Origin of the sequence: Mesorhizobium sp. J18 (assembly GCF_007829525.1) — a bacterium.
GTDB lineage: Bacteria > Pseudomonadota > Alphaproteobacteria > Rhizobiales > Rhizobiaceae > VLJP01.
Genome location: NZ_VLJP01000037.1, coordinates 1 through 22828 on the forward strand (window position 1 = coordinate 1; position 22828 = coordinate 22828).

A 22828-nucleotide genomic window follows, 5' to 3' on the forward strand; every position below is an offset into this window, starting at 1 on the left:
CTGCCGCGAAAAGGGCGGCCCAGATCTGAACCGTCTGGCCGTAATAGGAGCCGGCGAGCAGGCGCGCGCCAAGGCCGGCAACGGCGCCGGTCGGCATCTCGCCGACAATGGCGCCGACAAGGCTGATGGCGACCGCCACCTTCATGGAGGTGAAGAGATAGGGCAGGGCGCTCGGCCAGCGCAGCTTCCAGAAAGTCTGCGACGTGCTGGCATTGTAAGTGCGCATCAGATCAAGCTGGATCGCCTCGGGACTGCGGAAGCCCTTCACCATGCCGACGACGACGGGGAAGAAGGACAGATAGGTCGAGATCAGCGCCTTGGGGAGCAGACCCGAAAGGCCGATGGCGTTCAGCACCACGATGATCATGGGCGCGATGGCCAGAATGGGGATCGTCTGGCTTGCGATCACCCACGGCATCACGGATTTGTCCATGGCGCGGTTATGGACAATGCTCACGGCAAGCAGGATGCCGAGTGCCGTGCCGATAACGAAACCGAGCAGGGTCGAGGAAAGGGTGATCCAGCCGTGGTAGACCAGGCTGCGCTTGGAACTCGGCCGGACGTCGACCGTGGTCTTCCAGATCTCGGCGACGACCTGATGCGGCGAGGGCAGAACAGGCCGTTCCTGCGCCATGGTATCGCGCGCGAGCTGCATTGCCGTCCATTCCTGGCCATCGCGGCGATAGGTATCCAACTGCCACGGTGCGTTCAGATAGACGGTGAAAGCGTACCAGATGGCAATGATCGCCAGCACGACGACAAGGATGGCGAAGGTCTTGCTCTCGGCGACACGTCGGAAAGCCGCCGTCGAAGCGTTTGAACCCGCGCCCGGCGCGGCCATGGGAGCCGAGGCGGTCATGTGGGAATTACCCGCTCACTCATAGCTGTGCCCCGCGCGCAGGCCCTCGCGGACGCGATGCGCGATGGCGAGGAATTCGGGAGACTCGCGGATGCCCAGCGGCCGCTCGCGCGGCAGGGTGGATTCGATCACATCGGTCACGCGGCCGGGACGCGGCGACATGACGACGATGCGGGTCGAGAGATAGACTGCCTCCGGGATGGAATGGGTGACGAAACAGATCGTCTTGTCCGTGCGCTTCCACAGCTCCAGAAGCTGCTCGTTCAGGTGGTCGCGGACGATCTCGTCCAGGGCGCCGAAGGGCTCGTCCATCAGGAGAAGATCGGCGTCGAAAGCGAGCGCCCGTGCGATGGAGGCGCGCTGCTGCATGCCGCCGGAAAGCTGCCAGGGATATTTTTTCTCGAAGCCGGTGAGATTGACGAGATCGAGCGTGCGCTTGATGCGTTCGCGCTGCTCCTGCTTCGGATAGCCCATGATCTCCAGCGGCAAGGCGACATTGCGCTCGATGGTGCGCCACGGATAGAGCCCGGCCGCCTGGAAGACATAGCCATAGGCCCGCTTGCGCCGTGCTTCCTCCGGCGACATTCCGTTGACGCGGACGGTACCGGAGGTCGGGCTTTCCAGGTCGGCGATAACGCGCAGGAAGGTGGTCTTGCCGCAGCCCGAAGGGCCGATGAAGGAGACGAATTCGCCCTTTCCGATGGCGAGATCGACATTGGAGAGCGCCTGCACCGGGCCGTCATTGGTCTGGAAGGTGAGGCCGAGGCCGGACGCTTCGACGACGGATGCCCTCGCATTGCGTTCCCCTCCCCCTTGAGGGGAGGGGGATGCTTGCATACTCATCACACCCCGCTCACCGGAATGCCCTTGCGCTCGACCTTGCGCGGCGCGGTGATCTCCTTCCATTGCGACAGCGCGCGGTGGACGGGCGCATTGGGCTCGCGCGGGACGAATTTGCCGTGGCCGGGCTTGGCCTTGACGGCAAAATCCTCCACGGCGATCTCACCTCGCGTCAGCACATATTTGGGCAGGCCCTTCACCTCGATGCCCTCGAAGACATTGTAGTCGATCGCCGATTGCTGGGTCCCGGCGGTGATCGTCTTCGTCTTTTCAGGGTCCCAGACAACGATATCGGCATCCGCGCCTTCCACGATGGCGCCCTTCTTCGGATACATGTTGAGGATCTTGGCGATGTTGGTGGAGGTGACGGCGACGAACTCGTTCATTGTCAGCCGGCCGGTATTGACGCCGTAGGTCCACAGCACCGGCATGCGGTCCTCAAGACCGCCGGTACCGTTCGGGATCTTGGTGAAGTCGCCGATGCCGGTGCGCTTCTGCTCCGTCGTGAAGGCGCAATGGTCGGTCGCCACCACCTGCAGGCTGCCCGCCTGCAGGCCGGCCCAGAGGGAGTTCTGGTGCTCCTTGTTGCGGAAGGGCGGCGACATGACACGCCGGGCTGCGTGATCCCAATCGGAATTGAAGTATTCGCTCTCGTCGAGCACCAGATGCTGGATCAGCGGCTCGCCATAGACCCGCATGCCTTTCTGGCGGGCGCGGCGGATCGCCTCGTGGCTCTGCTCGCAGGAAGTATGCACGACATAAAGCGGCGTACCGGCCATGTCGGCGATCATGATGGCCCGGTTGGTCGCTTCGCCCTCCACTTCCGGCGGCCGGGAATAGGCATGCGCCTCCGGCCCGTTGTTGCCCTCATCCAACAGCTTCTGCGACAGCGCGGCGACGACATCGCCATTTTCGGCATGCACCAGGGGAAGCGCGCCCAGCTCGGCGCAGCGCTGGAAGGACGAATACATCTCGTCATCGTCCACCATCAGCGCGCCCTTGTAGGCCATGAAATGCTTGAAGGAGGTGATGCCGCGCTCCACCACCTGCGGCATCTCGTTGAATACCTGCTCGCCCCACCAGGTGATCGCCATATGGAAGGAATAGTCGCAGCAGGCGCGGGTGGACTTGTTGTCCCACATCTGGATAGCTTCCAGCAGGGACTGGTTGGGCGAGGGGAGGCAGAAATCCACGACCGTGGTCGTGCCGCCGGCCAGCGCCGCGCGCGTTCCCGACTCGAAGTCGTCGGAGGAATAGGTGCCCATGAAGGGCATTTCGAGATGGGTGTGCGGATCGATCCCGCCCGGCATGACATAGCAGCCCGTGGCGTCGATCACCTCGTCGCCGGAAAGGTTCTCTCCGATATCGACGATCGTCTCGCCGTCGATCAGCACATCCGCCTTCCAGGTGCGGTCTGCGGTGACGATGGTTCCGTTCTTGATGACTTTCGACATTTTTTCTTCCCCTACAATCCCGTCTCGTTGGTGTTCAGGCGGGCACGTTCGGCAGGCGCGGGCCGGCCAGTCTGGAGGTTCCCGCCAGGATCGGCCGCTCTATGAGCAGATGAACCAGAAGGCCGGCCGCCACGGCGGCAGCGGTGAGCACGAGCAGGGTCAGCATGGGCGGGATTGACCATGGCGCGCCGAAGGGCATTGCCAGCTTCACGACCAGGCTCATGGCCGGCAGATGGACGAGATAGAGCGAATAGGACGCGTCGCCCAGGAGCACGATCCATTTGGGCACCGGGACTGCGCCCGCCGCAAGCCCTGCCACCATGGCCGTGGCGCCCAGGCCGTATGCCACGGTGCGGATACCCTCGTCCCATTTCAGGCCACCGAGGACCTCGCTGAAGCCCACGCTGAAAAATATGATCAGCCCTGCCCACAGCGCCAGCGGGGCCGCATTTGGTCCAAGCCGCTTGTATGCGGCCGCCGCGGCCATGCCGAAAAGGAACAGCAGGTTGTAGTGCGAGAACAGGAAGCTCACCGGCCATTCGACCTTGGAGAGCAGGGCGGCGAGGCATCCGGCCATCCAGAGAAGGAAGATGACGGCTCCGGCGCGGAAGCTGACGATCAGCAGCACGAACATCAGGTAGAAGAGCATCTCGTAGGACAGCGTCCAGGCAACCTGCATGATCGGGACGTCCTCGACAGGCCAGAGCAGGAAAGCGGCCGCCACCGACCAGGGATCACGCGCGCTTTCGGGCCCGAGTTCCGGCGTCACCCACAGATACATGACCAGAAGGCTGGCCAGGACCAGCCAATAAAGCGGGTAGATGCGCAGAATGCGCTTGCGCAGGAAGCGTTTCGCTCTTTCGGGCCGCCCGAAATCCGTCGCATGGACGAAGATCATCACGAACCCGGACAGAACGAAGAAATATTCGACGCCGGCATAGCCCATGGAGAAGCCGGGCCATGCCGTCTGGCCGGTGCCGTAGAGCGACTGGGGGATGAAGTAGTTGTTGGCGTGGAACAGCGTGACCATCAGCGCGGCCATGGCGCGGCCAGCCTGCAATCCGTCGAGACGCCGGCGGTTTTCCATCACCTGATGATCTCCGCTGTCTTTCCCCTCGCGCGGAACGAATGCCCGCTAGAGAGCAGGCCGGGTTGGCCGGTGAAAAGCCCGAATGCATCGAAACCCGTCAAGCGCAGCCGCACGCGGCGCGTCCACGACCGGACGATCCGATCCTGACAGGGATGATGCTCCCCCTTACTCGCTATGACAAGATATCCGGGCCGGCCGGAATCCTCCTGCCGGGCAGCCCCGATAGCGGCCGGATTGCTTCGCTCTCGGACCAACTTTTGCGTTCCCTCCGGTCATCTTAGGCGCGGCGGGAGACCACCGCCCGGCGCCTCGCCGAAAGCGGCGGGGCGGTGTGGCCGCTTCATTCGACGATCTCCGCCGTTTCCACCACCGCATGGAACAGCACATTGGCGCCGGCGGCAGCCCATTCCTTGGAAATCTCCTCGGCCTCGTTGTGCGACAGACCATCGACACAGGGGCACATGACCATGGCCGTCGGCGCGACCCGGTTGATCCAGCAGGCATCGTGGCCGGCGCCCGAAACGATGTCCCGGTGGGAATAGCCGAGCCGTTCGGCCGCCTCGCGGATGGTCTTCACGCAGCCCTCGTCGAAGGTGACGGGATCGAAATGGCCGACCTGCTCGACCTCATATGAAATGTCCATCGCCTCGGCGATGGTGGAGATGCCCTCGCGGATGCGGGCATCCATCGTGTCCAGCACCTTCTTGTCCGGCGATCGGATGTCGATGGTGAAGACCGTCCGGCCGGGAATGATGTTGCGCGAGTTCGGATAGACCTCGACATGGCCGATGGCGCCCACGGCATGCGGCTGATAGTCCATGGCGACCTCGTGCACCAGTTCGGTTACACGGGCCATGCCGAGCCCGGCATTGCGCCGCTTTGGCATGGGCGTGGAGCCGGTGTGGCTCTCCTTGCCGGTAAGCGTCACCTGCAGCCATTTCAGACCCTGGCCGTGCGTGACGACGCCGATATCGATGCCTTCGTCCTCCAGGATCGGACCCTGTTCGATATGAAGCTCGAACATGGCCTTCATCTTGCGCTGGCCGACAGGCTCGTTGCCCTTCCAGCCTATGCGCTCGAGTTCGTCGCCGAAGCGCTTGCCCTTGGCGTCGGTGCGGTCATAGGCCCATTCAAGATCATGCACGCCGGCAAAGACGCCGGAGGCGAGCATGGCCGGGGCGAAACGCGTGCCTTCCTCGTTGGTCCAGTTGGTGATGACGATGGGGTGTCTGGTCTTGATGCCGAGATCGTTCAACGTGCGGATGAGTTCCAGCCCGCCGAGGACGCCGAGCACGCCGTCATATTTGCCGCCGGTCGGCTGGGTGTCGAGATGGCTGCCGACATAGACAGGAAGGGCGTCGGGATCGGTGCCCTCGCGGCGGGCGAACATGTTGCCCATCTGGTCGAGCCCCATTTCCAGTCCGGCTTCCTCGCACCATTCCTTGAAAAGGGCACGGCCTTCGCTGTCCTCGTCGGTCAGCGTCTGGCGGTTGTTGCCGCCTGCAACGCCGGGCCCGATCTTTGCCATCTCCATGATCGAGTCCCAGAGACGGTCTGCATTGATGCGGAGATTCTCGCCCGGCGCTGCCATTCTCTCTCCTAGTCCTTCAACTCGATTTCCACGAACGACATCGGCTGTTCGCCGTCATTGATGACATTGTGCTCCACGCCTTCGTTGCGGCGATAGGCGATGCCGGCTTCCATGTCGGCCCGGCGGCTTCCTCCTCCGGGCTCCTCCAGAAGCATGTGGCATGGCGTCAGCGTGGTGATGACATAGTCCATCCCGTGCCGGTGCCAGCCGGTTTCCGCGCCGGGGGCAAAGTCCCAGCGCGTGACGCGCACCTTGTCGTCGTCGATGAGCACTTCATGCGTGGCCTGAGGACGGCTCATTGCTTCACTCCACCATTTTCAGCACTTCGCGCACGTGATCGATCAGTTCATCGATCTGGCCCTTGGTGATGATAAGCGGCGGCGAGAGCGCGATGATGTCGCCCGTGGTGCGGATCAGCGCGCCCCGCTCGAAGGCTTTCACGAAGGCCGAGAAGGCGCGCTTGGTGGGCTCGCCGGCGATCGGCTCCAGCTCGATCGCACCGACGAGGCCGATATTGCGGATGTCGATGACATGCGGCGCGTCCTTCAGCGAATGCAGCGCGTCCTCCCAGTAAGGGCCGAGTTCCTCGCCGCGCGTCAGCAGGCCTTCTTCCTTGTAGGTGTCGAGCGTGGCGAGTGCCGCCGCCGAGGCGATCGGGTTGCCGGAATAAGTATAGCCGTGGAAGAACTCGATCAGATGTTCCGGCCCGTTCATGAAGGCGTCGTGAATCTCCTTCTTGACGAAGACCGCGCCCATCGGGATGACGCCGTTGGTGACGCCCTTGGCGGTGGTGATGATGTCCGGGACGACGCCGAAATAGTCCGCCGCAAAGGGAGCGCCGAGGCGGCCGAAACCGGTGATGACCTCGTCAAAGATCAGCAGGATGCCGTATTTGTCGCAGATCTCGCGCAGGCGCTTCAAATATCCCCTGGGCGGGATCAGCACGCCGGTGGAGCCGGCCACTGGCTCGACGATGACGGCGGCGATGGTGGAGGCGTCATGCAGGGTGACGATGCGCTCCAGATCGTCGGCAAGCTCGGCGCCATGCTCGGGCTCTCCGCGAGTGAAGGTGTTCTTGCCTGGAATATGCGTGTGCGGCAGGTGATCGACGCCGGTCAGCAGCGTGCCGAACATCTTTCTGTTCGAAACGATGCCGCCGACCGAGATGCCGCCGAAATTGACGCCGTGATAGCCGCGCTCGCGACCGATCAGGCGGAAGCGCGAGCCTTCGCCCTTGGCCCGCTGATAGGCGAGCGCGATCTTGAGGGCGGTATCCACCGATTCCGAGCCGGAATTGGTGAAGAAGACATGATCCATGCCTTCCGGGGCGATATCGACGAGGCGGTTGGCCAATTCGAAGACGATCGGATGGCCCATCTGGAAGGCCGGCGCATAATCGAGCTCGGCCGCCTGTTGCTGGATCGCTTCCGTGATCTTCGGCCGGCAATGGCCGGCATTGACGCACCACAGGCCGGCGGTGCCGTCGAGAATCTTGCGGCCGTCATCGGCCGTATAATGCATATCCTTTGCCGCCACGAGCATGCGCGGTGCCTGCTTGAACTGCCGGTTCGCCGTGAACGGCATCCAGAACGCACGCAGATCGTTCGGCTTTACATTGAGCCGGTTCGACATGACCAAGCCTCCGTTAGATTTCCCCTTTTGTCCCGGCCAAAGCTTGGTTTTGCCTCATGGATTATGCTACGCAAAATTTGACCGTTTGGACAAACGTTAACACCGCCAGATAGGCGGTCAAGGGCAATAGTAGGGGAAAGATACCGGGTGCTGCGCGCGCCACATCTCGGGCAAGAACTGGGCCAGAGCCTGAGTGGGGGAGTTTAGGTAGGCCAATGGGACGCACAGATGGAAAGTTCGGTTAAGCCGCGACGCACGCGCATCCAGCGTGAGAAACGGGAGATTATCCTCGAGGCGGCGCTGGAAGTGTTCTCCATGCATGGCTTCCGCGGTTCCACGATCGATCAGATCGCTGAGGCAGCCGGCATGTCGAAGCCGAACCTGCTCTACTATTTCCGCAGCAAGGAAGACATCCACAACACCCTGCTCAGCCGCCTGCTTGAGACCTGGATTGCCCCCCTGCGCGAGATCGATGCCGAAGGCGATCCGGTGACGGAAATCCGCTCCTATATTCGTCGCAAAATGGAGATGGCGCGGGACTTTCCCCGCGAAAGCCGGCTCTTTGCCAACGAGATCCTGCAGGGGGCGCCGCGCATCCTGCCCATGCTCGATACGGACCTGAAGAATCTCGTCGACGAGAAGGCCAAGGTCATCAGGCTGTGGATGCGGCAGGGCAAGCTGGTGAATGCCGATCCGTATCATCTGATCTTCTCCATCTGGGCGACGACCCAGCACTATGCGGATTTCGACGTGCAGGTGCGCGCCGTGCTCGGGCCGGACCGCGGCGGCGAAGGGCGCTTCGAGGATGCAGCCCGATTCCTGGAGCAGCTTTTCATCGGCGGGCTCGTGCCGAGGGGGTAAGGTCGGCTGGATCACAGGGACCTGTTCGAGCCAGGCGGCGGCCCGCCCCATAAAGGTCGGACAACCAGAGGAGTGCCCACTCGTCATGGTCCCTGACCGAAATGGGTACAGTTTTGGGGACAAAGATGGACGACATTTGCGTCGTCGGGCTGTACACTGGGCCATTGCCAAGAGGCGGGGGCACACCCGGGAGGTCTCACATGGCAAGCTGGCAACCTGATCCGTCATTCTATCCGTCGCCGCGCATGGCGGCCAAGGCGCCGGCCGAAAAGCTCGCCTATGTCGCCGCTTTCGATCCTGACCGCGCAAAGCCTGATGCGATCGCGGTCGTCGATGTGGATCCGGCATCCCCGACCTATTCGGAGATCGTCGGGCAGGTCGACATGCCGAATACCGGCGACGAACTGCATCACTTCGGCTGGAACGCATGCTCATCATGCCTTTGCCCGAATGCGCCGCATCCGCATATGGAGCGCCGCTATCTCGTGGTGCCCGGTTTGCGCTCGTCGCGGTTGCACATCATCGACACCAAACCCGACCCGAGAAACCCGCAGATCGTCAAGGTCATCGAGCCGGAAGAAGTGGCCGAAAAGGCAGGATACACCCGGCTGCACACGATCCATTGCGGCCCCGAGGGCATCTACGTCAACGCGCTCGGCAATGCCGAAGGCAAGGCGCCCGGCGGCATATTCCTGCTCGATCCGGAAAGCTTCGAGGTCCTGGGCCAATGGGAGATGGATCGCGGGCCGCAGAAGCTGGCCTATGACTTCTGGTGGCATCTTGGCCACGACACCATGATCACCAGCGAATGGGGGACGCCCGACACCTTCGAGGAAGGGCTCGTTCCGGAGGTCCTGCTCGGGAGCAAATACGGACGGCGCCTGCATTTCTGGGACCTGCACAAACGCAAGCACCTGCAGGAGATCGATTTCGGCGAGGAGCACCAGCTGGTTTTCGAACTGCGCCCGGCGCATGATCCGACCAAGGCCTATGGCTTCGTGGGCTGCGTGATCAGTCTCAAGGATCTCTCCGCCTCCATCTGGACCTGGTATCGCGAGGGCGACAAATGGGCGGTGAAGAAGGTGATCGAGATCCCGGCGGAGCCGGCCGATGCTGATGTTCTTCCTCCGCTGCTCCAGGGTTTCAAGGCCGTGCCGCCTCTGGTCACCGATATCGATCTGTCGATGGATGATCGTTTCCTCTACGTCTCCTGCTGGGGAACGGGCGACATGATCCAGTATGACGTGTCGGATCCGTTCGAGCCGAAGGAGACGGGCAGGGTGCGCATCGGCGGCATCGTCTCGCGCGCCACTCATCCCGGCGCCAGGAATGGAGCCTTGAATGGCGGACCACAGATGGTCGAGATCAGCCGTGACGGGCAGCGGGTCTATTTCACCAATTCGCTCTACGGTCCGATCGACCCGCAATTCTACCCCGAGGGGATCGATGGCTGGATGGTAAAGCTCGATGTCGGCGAGAATGGCGGCATTGCATTCGATGAGAAGTTCTTCGTCGACTGGCCGAAGGGCCATCGGCCGCATCAGGTGCGGCTGGAAGGCGGAGACTGCTCTTCGGATTCCTACTGCTATCCGTGAGCCGCCGATTCCCGCCCATGCGAGGCATGACATGTCGCCCTGGCTGATGCTGGCCGGGCTCGGTGCCTTTCACGGCATCAACCCGGCCATGGGCTGGCTTTTCTCGGTGGCCTTGGGACTGCATCGGAAGAGTCGGCGTATTGTCTGGCTCTCGCTCGTCCCCATCGCGCTTGGCCATGCGGTGTCGATTGCCGTGGTGATGGCCGCCGTTCTGACCATCGGGCTGGTTGCCGATCAGCGCCTGCTTGAGCTGATCGCCGGCGCGCTGCTCATCGGCTGGGCTGCATATCATGCTCTTTACGGCCATCGGCATCGCGTGCGCGTCGGCATGCAGACGGGGCTTGTCGGCCTCGGCCTGTGGTCCTTCCTGATGGCGACCGGACATGGCGCCGGCCTCATGCTGGTGCCGGTGGTCCTGCCACTTTGCCTTTCCTCCGGCCCGGCGGCGGAACTGACGGCGGCCGGTTCCCTGCCGATCTCGCTGGCGGCGGTCGGCGTGCATATGGCCGCTATGCTGGCCGTGACGGCAACGGTTGCCATCTCCGTCTATGAATGGATCGGCGTCGGGTTCCTGCGGCGGGGCTGGATCAATCTCGACTATCTCTGGACCGCCGCTCTCGTCGGAGCCGGGCTCATCCTGATCGTTTAGCGCGCCTCACACAGCCGGCGCTGCGGTCAAGCGTTCGTCAGTCCTCCAGATAGGCAAAGGCGCCGGTAGCGCTGACGGCCGTTCGTGTGTCACCTTTGGCGCGCATTTCGACCCGCGTATAGGCCATGCGCTTGCCGTTCGAGAGCACGTCGACGCGGATATCGACATCGCCCGGCTTGAGCGGACGGATGAAATGCGTCGTCAAGTCCACCGTCGTGCATATGCGGAAGCGGCCGTTCAAGGCCGCCAATGTCACGACGGAGCAGGTGTCGGCGGCCGATGCCGTTGCCTGGCCGCAGATGACGCCGCCGACATGCACCAGACGCGGGTTTTCCGGCAGCAGGAAGCTGCCGCCGCCGACATCGAAGGAAACGGGCCGCAGGTTCAGTTCCACGATCCAGGGCGCGAAAACCTCCCGAAGCGTCTTTTCCGCCTCGCTTATCCCGAATTCCGGCATTCTCCTCCTCCAATATGTTACGAAATATTGAAATACACGCCAGTTTTTGTTACATATCCATATGCGCAGCGCCAGGGGCCGCGCGCAAGGATGGAGGAGACGGCATGTATAGCCAAGGGCTTATCGGCGCGAAGACCGAAACAACCGAAGACGAGGCCTTCCTCGCCGCTTTCCAGGCGCGTATCGATGCCGAAGAGAAGATCGAGCCCAATGACCCGATGCCGGAGGGCTATCGCCGCACGCTGATCCGCCAGATCGGCCAGCATGCCCATTCCGAGATTGTTGGCATGCTTCCCGAAGGGAACTGGATCACGCGCGCGCCCTCGCTGCGCCGCAAGGCGGCCCTTCTGGCCAAGGTGCAGGACGAGGGCGGCCACGGCCTCTATCTCTATTCGGCGGCGGAGACCCTCGGCGTCAGCCGTGAGCAGATGACGGAGGATCTGCTTTCCGGCAAGGCGAAATATTCCTCCATCTTCAACTATCCGACCCTGACATGGGCCGATATCGGCGCCATCGGCTGGCTGGTCGACGGCGCTGCGATCATGAACCAGATTCCGCTCTGCCGCTGCTCCTACGGGCCCTATGCGCGAGCGATGATCCGAATCTGCAAGGAGGAAAGCTTCCATCAGCGCCAGGGGTACGAGATCATGATGACCTTGGCGCGCGGAACGCCGGAGCAGAAGGAAATGGCGCAGGACGCGCTGAACCGCTGGTGGTGGCCTTCCCTGATGATGTTCGGCCCGCACGACTCCGAAAGCCAGCACGGCGACCAGTCGATGAAGTGGAAGATCAAGCGCTTCACCAATGACGAGTTGAGGCAGAAATTCGTCGATGCGACTGTGCCGCAGGGCGAATTCCTGGGCCTGACCTTCCCCGATCCGGACCTCAAATGGAACGAGGAGAGGGGCCACTACGATTTCGGCAAGATCGACTGGGACGAATTCTGGCGCGTGGTGAAGGGCGGCGGCCCGATGAACCGTGAGCGCATTGCTGCCCGTAAGAAGGCGTGGGACGAAGGCGCATGGGTGCGTGAGGCCGCCCTTGCCCATGCGCAGAAGCGCAAGGCCCGCCGGGAAGTGGCGCGGATGGCGGCGGAATAAGGGGGGGGGAGGGGCCCATGCACTTAGCTGAGTTGAATATTGCCAGGCCGTTGTTCCCGCTCGACGATCCTCGCATGGCGGGTTTCGTCGACAATCTCGATCGGGTGAACGCAATCGCTGAACGCAGTCCGGGTTTCGTATGGCGGCTTGTCGGTGACGGCAATGACGCAACCGATATCCGTTTCGACGACGATCCCGATGTGATCATCAACATATCCGTCTGGGAAACTGCCGAGCATCTGGAGCACTTTGTCTGGAATACGGTCCATAAGCAGATTTATCGCCATCGTCCGAAATGGTTCTCCGGCTTCGGCCGCCCTTATTTCGTCATGTGGCATGTTCCCGTCGGCCATCGCCCGACCTTGCAGGAGGCGCGCGAGCGGCTCGACTACCTGACGGCAAATGGCTCCAGCGAACATGCCTTTGGCTGGGAAGGCCTGCCGCACCTGAAACGCTGGATGGAAGAACGCTGCGCTTGAGGACAGATCCGATGACAAAGAACCAGATACCCCTTTGGGAAGTGTTCATTCGCCCGCGAAACGGGCTGGCGCACAAGCATTGCGGTTCGGTGCATGCGGCCGACGAGGTGATGGCGCTTCAGGCGGCGCGCGACGTCTATACGCGGCGCGGGGAGGGCACATCCATATGGGTCGTGCCGTCCTCGGCGATCACCGCCTCCGACCCGGAGAACAAGGACGAGAATTTCGAGCCGGCGCTGTCCAAGGTCTACCGGCATCCGACCTTCTACGACATTCCCGACGAAGTGGGTCATATGTGATGTCGGCCGACAAAGCCCATCTGGTCACCTTCCTGCTCCGGCTCGCCGACGACCACCTGATTCTCGGTCATCGGCTGTCGGAATGGTGCGGCCATGCGCCGATGCTGGAGGAAGACCTTGCGATGCCGAATATCGCGCTCGACCTGATAGGGCAGGCTCGCGCGCTGTATGCCTATGCGGGCGAGGTCGAGGGCAGGGGGCGCGGCGAGGACGATTTCGCCTATCTGAGGCGCGAGCGCGAATATGTGAACTGCCTGCTTGTGGAGCGGCCGAACGGCGATTTCGCCCATACCGTACTGAGGCAGCTTTATTTCGCGGCCTTCATGGAGCCGATGTGGCGTGGCATGACGGCCTCCAGCGACGAGACGCTTGCAGGCATCGCGGCCAAGGCCGTGAAGGAGGTCGCCTACCATATCCGCCATACGGGCGAATGGGTGATCCGGCTCGGCGACGGCACGGAGGAAAGCGCGCGGCGCATGCGCGAGGCGGCCGACGCGCTGGCGCCTTTCGTGGATGAGTTGTTCGAGAGCGACGAGGTGACTGCGGCCATGGCCGCAGCCCGCGTCGCGCCGGAGCCTGCTTCGGTGCGGGCGGAATTCGATGCGGTGATAGACCGTATCTTTTCGGAAGCCTTCCTTGAACGCCCGGCCGGAGCCTGGCCGAGGACCGGCGGGCGGCAGGGCCGGCATGGCGAGGATATGGGCTATCTGCTGGCCGAGCTGCAATACATGCAGCGGACCTATCCGGGAGCGGTGTGGTGATGACGACGGCACTTTACCCTCCCCCTTGTGGGGAGGGGCGATCCGCGCAGCGGAGCGGGACGGGGGTGGCGACATTCATCTCCAATGCCCACCACCCTGCTCACTCGGTTCGCCACCCTCCCCACAAGCGGGAGGATAAGACTGCTGCCGAGGCGCGCGCCTATGTCGCTGCCGCCGCCGTCCCCGACCCCGAAATCCCGGTCCTCACTGTCGAGGACCTCGGCATCCTGCGCTCCGTCACGATCGAGGACGGTGTCGCGGTGGCCAGGGTCACGCCAACCTATACCGGCTGCCCCGCCGTGCTGGCGATCGAGCTCGCGGTCGAGGCCGCGTTGCGCGATGCCGGCTTCGAGGCGCGGGTGGAGCGGGTGATGTCGCCGGCCTGGACGACCGACTGGATCACGGAGGAAGGCCGGGCCAAGCTGAAAGCCTATGGCATCGCGCCGCCCGCGAAGGCTTCCAATTCGATCCGAGCGCTTTTCGGCGAGACGGAAGTGGCCTGCCCGCGCTGCGGGTCGCTGGAGACGGCGCGCATCTCCGAATTCGGCTCCACCGCGTGCAAGGCGCTCTACCGCTGCGAGGCCTGCCATGAGCCGTTCGACTATTTCAAATGTATATGAGGCCCCATGGCAACGCGTTTCCATGAACTGAAAGTGGCCGAGATTACGCGTGAGACGCCGGAGGCGGTGGCGATCGCCTTCGAGGTGCCGGAGGAACTGAAGGACACTTTCGCTTTCCGTCCCGGCCAGTATCTGACGCTTGCAGCCGATATAGACGGCAGCGAGGCACGGCGCTCCTATTCCATCTGCTCCGCGCCGGGCGATCCTCATCTGCGTGTTGGCGTCAAGAAAGTGGCCGATGGCCGCTTTTCCAGCTTCGTCAACGAGCGTCTCGGGGTCGGCGACACGATCCGTGTCATGCCGCCGGAGGGCCGCTTCACCTCTCTTGCCTCTCTTGCCGGCGACCGGCACGACTATCTTCTGATCGCTGCCGGTTCGGGCATCACGCCGCTATTGTCGATCGCCAGGACCGTGCTCGGTCACGAGCCGGAAAGCACGATCACGCTGCTCTACGGCAATCGTTCCACCGAGACGATCATGTTTTCGGAGGCCCTGCAGGACCTGAAGGACCGCTATCTCGGCCGGTTCACGCTGGTGCATGTGCTGTCGCGCGAGAAGCAGGACGTTGAAATCCTCAACGGCCGCGTGGATAGCGCGCGCGTGCGGCTGCTTTCCGAACGCGGGCTGATCGCGCCGCTCGATGCCGATGGTGTTTTCCTCTGCGGTCCGGGCGAGATGATAGACGATGTTTCGGCAACCCTGCAGGAAATGGGCGTCGATCGCGACCGGATACGTTTCGAGCGCTTTACTCCGTCGGGCGATGCGCCCGCGCCGCGCAAGCGTTCCGAAGCCGCCCGAAAGGCTGCCGAGGAAGGCGTGGCGATCGAGGTGGTGCTCGATGGCGTACGCCGCAGCTTCGGGATGACCGGGGCCGACGAAACGGTGCTCGATGCAGCCCACCGGGCCGGTCTCGAGCTTCCCTATTCCTGTGCGGGCGGCATGTGCTGCACCTGCCGCTGCCGGATCGTGGAAGGCAATGCCGAGATGGCGGTGAATTTCTCCCTGGAGCCCTGGGAGATCGAGGCCGGCTTCACGCTCGCCTGCCAGTCGCGCCCGACGAGCGGCAAGCTCGTGCTGGATTTCGACGCGGCCTGATTGCAAGGCCTGCGGGTGCGCTTCTACGTCTGAAGCTGCGCGCGGAGCCGCTTGGCCGTCTGTTGCAGCTCCTCGTTTGGGATGAGAGGGGTATCTCTGTATGTCACCTTCTGCTCCACGATATAGCGGCGGGAGGTGATGTCGTCCTTGGCGACGAGCGGCACCAGATGCGCGTGCGCGTGTGGGACGTCGCCTCCCGTGAACAGGAAGCCGACCCTCTCGACCTCGTAAATCTCCTTCAGGATTCGGGCCAAGCGTTGGCCGGTCAGCAGGATATGGCTGGCAAGTTCCGGCGGCAGTTCGTCGAACCAGCGATAGTGTTCGCGCGGGATAATCTGGATATGGCCAGGCCTGATCGGATGGACGTCCAAAAAGGCAACGATCCCGTCGTCCTCATGGACGATGCCAGCTTCAACCTCTCGGCTCGCGATCGCGCAGAAAACGCAGCGATGATTGTGGAAGTTCTTCATGGCTCTCTCCGTAAAAAATGTTGCAATCTCACGCCCGTCTGTCCGGCGAGGCTGCAGCATTTCTCAGTTCAAGAGCGCACGCTCCCATTGCCCCGCTTGGTCATGTGACAGACGGGGAGTTGCATTCGCTTGTAGAGGTGCGCCTTCGAAGCCATTGGCGCTTCATAGCACCTGGACGGGACCGGGCAAATACTTGCCGTCAAATATCTACCGCCCTTCGCGGATGTCCGTCAGCGTCCGGGTCGGCGTGATGGCCTCCGGGTCGAGCTTGATCTCGATGATGGCAGGCTTGCCGCTTGCCCGCGAGCGCTCGAAAGCCGGTGCGAAATCCTCGGTCTTCTCCACCGTCTCGCCGTGGCCGCCATAGGCGCGGGCCAGTGCGGCGAAATCCGGGTTGACCAGGGTCGTGCCGGAGACGCGGCCCGGATATTCACGCTCCTGATGCATGCGGATAGTGCCGTAAATGCCGTTGTTGAGCAGCACCACGATGATCGCCAGACCGTATTGGTTCGCGGTCGCGAATTCCTGCCCGTTCATCAGGAAATCGCCGTCGCCGGCAAAGACGATCACCTCGCGCTCGGGGAAGAGCTGCTTGGCCGCCACTGCCGCCGGCACGCCGTAGCCCATGGAACCGGATGTCGGGGCGGCCTGCGTATTGTACCGGCGGAAGCGGTGGAAGCGGTGGACCCAGGTGGCGAAATTGCCGGCGCCGTTGGTGATGATCGCATCATCCGGCAGGACCGTTTCCAGATAGGACATGATCGGCCCCATATGCACCGCGCCCGGCCCGGTCTCCGGCGGCGTCGACCAGTCGAGATAGGCGCCATGTAACTGCTCGGTCAGTTCGGACCATTCCGGCCGCGCCTTCGGTCCACGGCCTGAAAAGGCCTCCGTAAAGGTCTCGGGGGAGGCGTTGATCGCCAGCGTCGGCCGGTAGACCCGGCCCAGCTCCGACGGGTCGGGATGGACATGGACCAGAGTCTGGTCGGGATAGGGGCTCTTCAGCAGCGTGTAGTCGGAGGAGGGCATCTCGCCCATGCGGCCGCCGATCAGAAGCACGAGATCGGCCTGCTTTATACATGCGGCAAGCTTCGGATTGGGGCCTATGCCAACGTCGCCGGCATAGCAGGGATGAAGATGGTCGAAGAGCATCTGGCGACGGAAGGAGCAGCCAACAGGCAGCGCCCAGCTTTCCGCCGAGCGCTGGAACCTGGCCACCGCCTCCGCACTCCAGCCCGAACCACCGAGGATGACGAAAGGCCGCTTCGCCTTTTCCAGCAGTTCCTCGAGCCGCTGCATCTCATGTTCGCCCGGATGGGTGGCAACCGGTACATAAGGCTGTGCGGCGGGTGCGTCCGCCGTTTCGGTCAGCATGTCCTCGGGCAGGGCGATGACGACCGGGCCGGGACGGCCCGAAGTCGCGACGGCGAAGGCACGGGTGACGAGTTCGGGAACGCGGCGGGCATCGTCGATTTCGACAACCCATTTAGCGATCGAGCCATAGAAGGCCTTGTAGTCGACTTCCTGGAAAGCCTCGCGCTCGCGGATGCCGCGCGCCACCTGGCCGATGAAGAGGATCAGCGGAATGGAATCCTGCGCCGCGATATGGATGCCGGCCGAGGCATTGGTGGCGCCGGGGCCGCGCGTGACGAAGCAGATGCCGGGTTTTCCGGTCAGGCGGCCATGGCAGTCGGCCATCATGGCCGCGCCGCCTTCCTGACGGCAGACGATCGTCTCGATGGCGGAATCATGCAACGCGTCGAGGACAGCCAGATAGCTTTCGCCGGGAACGCAATAGAGCCGGTCGACCCCGTTTGCTTCCAGCGTCTCGACGATCAGTTGGCCGCCAGTCTTCATTTAACCTTGCCTTTCAACTCGCTCAATTCTTGCAGGATTTCTTCCGTATGTTCGCCGAGGCGTGGCGAAGGCCGCTCATAGGAGAGCGGCGTCTTCGACATCACCATGGGCGCCCGCACGGAAGGCAGCTTGTTGCCGTGCCCGTCGTCGATATCCATGCGCATGCCGCGTGCCACCACCTGCGGGTCGGCGAACATCTGCTCGATATTGTTGATGGGGCTCGCCGGAACGCTGGCCGCATCGAGCAGCGGCAGCAGCCTATCGCGTTCCCATTCGGCCAGCGTGGCGACCAGCATTTCGCGCAGCCGTGCGCGGTTGGTCACGCGGGCGGGATTGGTCGCGAAATCGGGATCGGTGGCAAGATGATCGAGACCGACCACCTTGCAGAAGCGCTGGAACTGCCCGTCATTGCCCACCGCCAGGATGAAGAAGCCGTCCTTGATGGGCAGCACTTCGTAAGGCGCGATGTTCATATGGGCGTTGCCCATCTGTACCGGCGGCTTGCCCGAGACCAGATAGTTGAGGTTCTGGTTGCCGAGGACGGAAACCTGGGTGTCGAGGAGGGCCATGTCGATATGCTGCCCCTCGCCGGTCCTTTCGGCATGCCGCAGCGCCGCCTGGATGGCGATGACGGAATAGAGCCCGGTGAAGATGTCGGAAACGGCCACGCCCACCTTTTGCGGCTCGCGTCCCGGCTCGCCGGTGATGGACATCAGGCCGCCGATGCCCTGGATGATGAAGTCATAGCCGGCGCGCGGGGCATAGGGGCCGTCCTGGCCGAAGCCCGTGATGGAGCAGTAGACAAGGCGCGGATTGATGCCGGCGAGGCTTTCGTAGTCGAGGCCGTATTTCTTCAGGCCGCCCACCTTGAAATTCTCGATCAGGACATCGGCTGTCCTGACGAGCTCACGCACCGTCTGGGCGCCTTCCGGCCTGGAAAAGTCGATGGCAATGGAGCGCTTGCCGCGATTGGTCGAATGGTAATAGGCGGCCGAGAGGTTCTCGCCGTCCCTGCCGGAGACGAAAGGCGGCCCCCATTTGCGCGTATCGTCGCCGCCATCGGGATTCTCCACCTTGATCACGTCTGCGCCGAGGTCGGCAAGGAGCTGGCCTGCCCATGGCCCGGCCAGGATGCGCGCCAGTTCGATGACGCGGACGCCCTTGAGTGGTGCTTCGGACATGAGCGACGGGGGTTCCTTTTTTGCGAATGCCTTGCGGCTTCGGAGCCGCTCCATTTGAAGATGACCGGCTCTAGCAAACCAGCATCGTGCTGTCACTGGCACTCAGGTTGTGTTCCGGCGTACCAGATTCTCGGCCTGAAACCTGTCCGCCTGCCGGAGAGCCCATGTCGCAAAGTCCTCCATGATGATGTCCCGATTCAACTCGTTGAGAGATTCGTGCCGGGTTTCGGCATAAATATTTGAGACGACATCGGAAAATCCCATCTTGCGCAAGCGCTCGGCAAGCTTGGTGACGGACTTGCCGTCGCCGGTGGAAGGATCTGCCGCGCCGCCGGTGAGGTTGAACGGCATGTCGCGGGGCACGGTCACGAAATTGCGGTCGTCAGCGCCCAGGAAGATGAAATCGAAGACGGCCCGCCACATGCCCACCGAGGCCGGCCAGCCGCATAACGGGTCTGCGATATATTTCTCCACTTCCGCCTCGTCGCGTGACAGCCAGTTGAATTCGGTCCGTCTGTCCGGCACCTGATTGTTCCAGGCCCCGAATGTCAGCCGGGGCAGGAGGCGCGAGGGAACGTCGGAACCGAGGCGGAAACGTTCCCAGGCAAGGATCGCCCTGGCCGCCCGGCCTTCGATGCCGGCGGAGAAATTGGCGTTCCAGATCGCCGCCGCCTTTGCCCGGAGTGGGTGGCGCAGGATGAAATTGAGGGCGATCAGGCCACCCATGGAATGGCCGAAGACGATCACCGGCAGGCTCGGGCGATCTTCGGCAATGCGGTCATGGACGGCAAGAATGTCGGCAATGACCTTGTCGGCCGCAGGTTCCGACCCGAAATGGCCGAGCGGTGCGCCGGGCGCCTTGGTATAGCCGTGACCGCGATGGTCGTGCGCATAGGTGTCGAAGCCGCGCGCGGCCATGAAAGCCGCAAACCGTTCATAGCGCGCCGAGTGCTCGGCGAGGCCATGGTTGATCTGAAGCACGCCCCGTGCCGGTTCCTCCGCGCGCCTTATGCGAAGGCTGAGCGTCGCGCCTGTCGGCGTAGACAGTTTTTCCGGCTGGTCGAATGTCATCGCATCCTCTTGGGCGGGGAAGGAGATGGCGAAATTCATGGCAGGTCAAGAGTTGGATCGCCTTCATTTCCGGCAGAGCGCCCTGACTGTGATTAATAAATAGGCATGATAAAAAATTGCTTACATTGAGAGCATTTTCTTCTTGCCAGTCGCGCCCGGCTGGTACATGGTGCGCCGCACAACATGGTTCTGCAGTCGTTCGATGCAGCCTCCAGGGGAACAAAGAAGCAAAAGGCCGGCACAAGCCGGCCTTTTGTCTTTTCTAGCGCCAGAGGGTAATCGGCGTGCCGTCCGACAAGGCGCCTGAATAGTAGTCCGCGCTGTCGCGCTTCAGCACTGCGATACGGTTGCCATTGGCTGCATAGAGGAGCAGTTCGGCTTCATAACCTGTAAGGCTGTCGTCAAGTCGCCAGTCATGGGCCGTGGCAAGCATCGGGTTGCTGCAGTTTCCGGCCGAAAGTTTCCCCTTGTTCGCGCTGCCGCCTTTCCAGCGCGTCGTTGCGCTGACGGATATGGAGCAGCCGCAGTCCTGCGAACCGTCGGTCGCCGTCCATGTCCCCCGCAGATCGTATTCGGAACGGATGGTCGCGGCAACACCACCGGCCACGACGCCGCCGACAGGGCCGGCAACCCCCACGCCGACGCCCGAGACGACGCCGCGCCCGATCCCCCTGCCGACATTCCAGGCCGTGTCCGATCCGAAGGCGACAAGGCGGCGCGGTTTGGCCGGCGGTCCCGAGGGAAGGGGGATGGCGCATTGTTTGGCGGCGGGTACGGCGGTGGAGGACAATGCGGCCTGTCCCTGCGCGGTCGGCGCGAATTCGGCCGAGCCGTCGCCGGCCGTCCGGCAGGCTGCGAGGAACACCAGTGAAATTGTTGCTAGTGACAGTCTGAGAATCGCCCCTCTCCGTTCAATCGCTGCCAGGATGCTGCGCCGACCCATGGGCGATGACCATGGCGAGACTTTGAAGGCGTTACGGGAAAGGCGGGACATTGCCCCGCTGCCCGCTTTGGCCTACATACGGCGCGACGAGATTTCTCTAGGGCTCCGTATGTTCGACTGGACGCTCTAACACCCTGATTGAGCATCGGGTTATGGCGAAAAGTGGAAGCCGCTTTTCGGTCCGGTGCGCTAACACGAAGAACGGAGTTCGACGCGCCCCATGGCACGCCAGTTCATCTACCACATGGCCGGGCTCAACAAGGCCTATGGCACCAAGAAGATCCTGGAGAATATCCATCTCTCCTTCTATCCCGACGCCAAGATCGGCATCCTCGGCCCGAACGGCGCCGGCAAGTCCACCGTCCTCAGGATCATGGCGGGCCTCGACAAGGAGTTCACCGGCGAGGCCTGGCTGGCCGAAGGCGCGACCGTCGGCTACCTGCCGCAGGAGCCGGAGCTCGACCCGGCGCTGGACGTGCTCGGCAATGTCATGGTGGGCGTGGCGGAGAAGAAGGCGATCCTCGACCGCTACAACGAGCTGATGATGAACTACTCCGACGAGACCGCGGAGGAGGCGGCGAAGCTCCAGGACCAGATCGACAGCCAGAACCTTTGGGACCTCGACAATCAGGTCGAGATGGCCATGGAGGCCCTCGGCTGCCCGCCGGGCGATGCCGACGTCACCAAGCTGTCGGGCGGCGAAAAGCGCCGCGTGGCGCTCTGCCAGCTCCTCCTGCGCCAGCCGGACCTTCTGCTTCTCGACGAGCCGACCAACCATCTCGACGCCGAGACGACGGCGTGGCTGGAAAAGCATCTGCGCGAATATCCCGGCTCCGTGCTCATCATCACCCACGACCGGTACTTTCTCGACAATGTCACCGGCTGGATCCTCGAGCTCGACCGCGGTCGGGGCATTCCCTATGAGGGCAACTATTCCGCCTATCTGGAAGCCAAGGCCAAGCGCATGGCGCAGGAAGGCCGCGAGGAGGCCGCCCGCCAGAAGGCGCTTGCCCGCGAGCGGGAATGGATCGCTTCCTCGCCCAGGGCCCGGCAGGCCAAGTCAAAGGCGCGCATCAGGGCCTATGACGAACTGGTCAAGGCAGCCAATGACCGCCGTCCCGGCGAGGCGCAGATCATCATTCCCGCCGGCGAGCGGCTCGGCCAGGTGGTGATCGAGGCCGAGGGGCTGACAAAGTCCTTCGGCGACCGCGTGCTGATTGAGGATCTGAATTTCAAGCTGCCGCCCGGCGGCATTGTTGGCGTCATCGGCCCGAACGGCGCGGGCAAGACGACGCTCTTCAAGATGATCACCGGACAGGAGAAGCCGGATTCGGGTGTGATCCGCATCGGCGAGACGGTGCATCTCGGCTATGTCGATCAGAGCCGGGATCATCTCGACCCGAACAAGACCGTCTGGGAGGAGATTTCCGGCGGCAATGACATCATCAAGCTCGGCAAGCACGAGATGAACAGCCGTGCTTATTGCGGCGCCTTCAACTTCAAGGGCGGCGACCAGCAGCAGAAGGTCGGCAATCTCTCCGGCGGCCAGCGCAACCGCGTGCATCTCGCCAAGATGCTGAAGTCGGGCGGCAACGTCATCCTGCTCGACGAGCCGACCAACGACCTCGACACCGAAACGCTGGCGGCGCTCGAGGACGCGCTGGAGAATTTCGCCGGCTGCGCCGTCATCATCAGCCACGATCGCATGTTCCTCGACCGGCTCGCAACCCACATCCTCGCCTTCGAGGGCGACAGCCATGTGGAATGGTTCGAGGGCAATTTCGAGGAATACGAGCAGGACAAGATCCGGCGCCTGGGGCCGGAATCGGTCAATCCGAAACGGGTGACCTATAAGAGGCTGACGCGGTAGTTGCCCTATTCCTGCTCTTGACTCGTGCTTTACTCGGCATAAACCGGCCAGGGA

At 63.0% G+C, this 22828-nt stretch carries 23 protein-coding genes; 10 read left to right on the plus strand and 13 right to left on the minus strand.

The window, feature by feature from the left end:
* The 7 genes from L598_RS14185 to L598_RS14215 form a co-directional block, all read right to left on the minus strand.
* Positions 1-859: ABC transporter permease (locus L598_RS14185; protein ID WP_186445050.1), on the minus strand; the 859-nt coding region annotated here is incomplete at its 3' end.
* A gap of 15 nt (positions 860-874) precedes the next feature.
* Entirely contained in the window at positions 875-1696 is an 822-nt protein-coding gene (locus tag L598_RS14190; RefSeq protein WP_144863545.1) for an ABC transporter ATP-binding protein, read from the minus strand.
* A gap of 5 nt (positions 1697-1701) precedes the next feature.
* On the minus strand, positions 1702-3153 hold the full coding sequence (hydA, locus tag L598_RS14195; protein WP_144863486.1) for a dihydropyrimidinase: 1452 nt from the start codon (positions 3151-3153) through the stop codon (positions 1702-1704).
* Positions 3154-3187: 34 nt separating this feature from the next.
* Complete coding sequence (locus L598_RS14200) at positions 3188-4240, minus strand: acyltransferase (protein WP_144863488.1); 1053 nt, start codon at positions 4238-4240, stop codon at positions 3188-3190.
* Between the two features lie 343 nt (positions 4241-4583).
* Complete coding sequence (locus L598_RS14205) at positions 4584-5834, minus strand: Zn-dependent hydrolase (protein ID WP_144863490.1); 1251 nt, start codon at positions 5832-5834, stop codon at positions 4584-4586.
* An 8-nt stretch (positions 5835-5842) separates the two neighbouring features.
* Positions 5843-6133, minus strand: coding sequence for a cupin domain-containing protein (locus L598_RS14210; RefSeq protein WP_144863492.1), 291 nt, complete (start codon positions 6131-6133; stop codon positions 5843-5845).
* Positions 6134-6137: 4 nt separating this feature from the next.
* Positions 6138-7466, minus strand: a complete 1329-nt coding sequence (locus L598_RS14215) for an aspartate aminotransferase family protein (protein WP_144863494.1) — start codon at positions 7464-7466, stop codon at positions 6138-6140.
* 228 nt (positions 7467-7694) lie between these two features.
* On the opposite strand from L598_RS14215, the gene L598_RS14220 reads away from it, so the two are divergent.
* From L598_RS14220 to L598_RS14230, 3 genes are all read left to right on the plus strand, one after another.
* Complete coding sequence (locus L598_RS14220) at positions 7695-8327, plus strand: TetR family transcriptional regulator C-terminal domain-containing protein (protein ID WP_144863496.1); 633 nt, start codon at positions 7695-7697, stop codon at positions 8325-8327.
* 200 nt (positions 8328-8527) lie between these two features.
* A complete protein-coding gene (locus tag L598_RS14225) occupies positions 8528-9922 on the plus strand; it encodes a selenium-binding family protein (protein ID WP_144863498.1) in 1395 nt (464 codons plus the stop codon).
* Between the two features lie 31 nt (positions 9923-9953).
* Positions 9954-10571, plus strand: a complete 618-nt coding sequence (locus L598_RS14230) for a hypothetical protein (RefSeq protein WP_144863499.1) — start codon at positions 9954-9956, stop codon at positions 10569-10571.
* Positions 10572-10608: 37 nt separating this feature from the next.
* Here the strand turns inward: L598_RS14230 and L598_RS14235 are convergent, their stop codons facing one another.
* Positions 10609-11028: a PaaI family thioesterase gene (locus L598_RS14235; RefSeq protein ID WP_144863501.1), complete on the minus strand. Its 420-nt coding sequence runs from the start codon at positions 11026-11028 to the stop codon at positions 10609-10611.
* 104 nt (positions 11029-11132) lie between these two features.
* On the opposite strand from L598_RS14235, the gene paaA reads away from it, so the two are divergent.
* From paaA to paaE, 6 genes are all read left to right on the plus strand, one after another.
* Positions 11133-12128 carry a 1,2-phenylacetyl-CoA epoxidase subunit PaaA gene (paaA, locus tag L598_RS14240; protein ID WP_144863504.1) on the plus strand — a complete coding sequence of 332 codons (996 nt, stop codon included), beginning with the start codon at positions 11133-11135 and terminating at the stop codon, positions 12126-12128.
* Between the two features lie 17 nt (positions 12129-12145).
* Positions 12146-12607 (plus strand): DUF3291 domain-containing protein, encoded by a 462-nt coding sequence (locus L598_RS14245; protein WP_144863506.1) that lies wholly within the window; start codon positions 12146-12148, stop codon positions 12605-12607.
* Positions 12608-12618: 11 nt separating this feature from the next.
* Complete coding sequence (gene paaB, locus L598_RS14250) at positions 12619-12906, plus strand: 1,2-phenylacetyl-CoA epoxidase subunit PaaB (protein WP_144863508.1); 288 nt, start codon at positions 12619-12621, stop codon at positions 12904-12906.
* Positions 12906-13667 (plus strand): 1,2-phenylacetyl-CoA epoxidase subunit PaaC, encoded by a 762-nt coding sequence (paaC, locus tag L598_RS14255; RefSeq protein ID WP_144863511.1) that lies wholly within the window; start codon positions 12906-12908, stop codon positions 13665-13667. The genes paaB and paaC overlap by 1 nt, the downstream gene beginning before the upstream one ends.
* A 65-nt stretch (positions 13668-13732) precedes the next feature.
* On the plus strand, positions 13733-14287 hold the full coding sequence (paaD, locus tag L598_RS14260; protein WP_281407397.1) for a 1,2-phenylacetyl-CoA epoxidase subunit PaaD: 555 nt from the start codon (positions 13733-13735) through the stop codon (positions 14285-14287).
* A 6-nt stretch (positions 14288-14293) separates the two neighbouring features.
* The gene (gene paaE / locus L598_RS14265) at positions 14294-15382 is read left to right on the plus strand and encodes a 1,2-phenylacetyl-CoA epoxidase subunit PaaE (RefSeq protein ID WP_144863515.1); all 1089 of its coding nucleotides are present in this window, start codon (positions 14294-14296) and stop codon (positions 15380-15382) included.
* 23 nt (positions 15383-15405) lie between these two features.
* On the opposite strand, the gene L598_RS14270 is transcribed toward paaE, so the two are convergent.
* The 5 genes from L598_RS14270 to L598_RS14290 form a co-directional block, all read right to left on the minus strand.
* A complete protein-coding gene (locus tag L598_RS14270) occupies positions 15406-15852 on the minus strand; it encodes an HIT family protein (protein WP_144863517.1) in 447 nt (148 codons plus the stop codon).
* Between the two features lie 207 nt (positions 15853-16059).
* Positions 16060-17709 (minus strand): thiamine pyrophosphate-binding protein, encoded by a 1650-nt coding sequence (locus L598_RS14275; protein ID WP_144863519.1) that lies wholly within the window; start codon positions 17707-17709, stop codon positions 16060-16062.
* Positions 17706-18890, minus strand: a complete 1185-nt coding sequence (locus tag L598_RS14280; protein ID WP_144863521.1) for a CaiB/BaiF CoA-transferase family protein — start codon at positions 18888-18890, stop codon at positions 17706-17708. Before L598_RS14280 ends, L598_RS14275 begins: the two co-directional genes overlap by 4 nt.
* A gap of 102 nt (positions 18891-18992) precedes the next feature.
* Positions 18993-19961 carry an alpha/beta hydrolase gene (locus L598_RS14285; protein ID WP_144863523.1) on the minus strand — a complete coding sequence of 323 codons (969 nt, stop codon included), beginning with the start codon at positions 19959-19961 and terminating at the stop codon, positions 18993-18995.
* A 262-nt stretch (positions 19962-20223) separates the two neighbouring features.
* A complete protein-coding gene (locus L598_RS14290; protein WP_144863525.1) occupies positions 20224-20826 on the minus strand; it encodes an AprI/Inh family metalloprotease inhibitor in 603 nt (200 codons plus the stop codon).
* A 298-nt stretch (positions 20827-21124) separates the two neighbouring features.
* Between L598_RS14290 and ettA the strand changes: the two genes are divergently transcribed.
* Positions 21125-22774, plus strand: a complete 1650-nt coding sequence (gene ettA / locus L598_RS14295) for an energy-dependent translational throttle protein EttA (protein ID WP_144863527.1) — start codon at positions 21125-21127, stop codon at positions 22772-22774.
* Positions 22775-22828 lie beyond the last annotated feature (54 nt).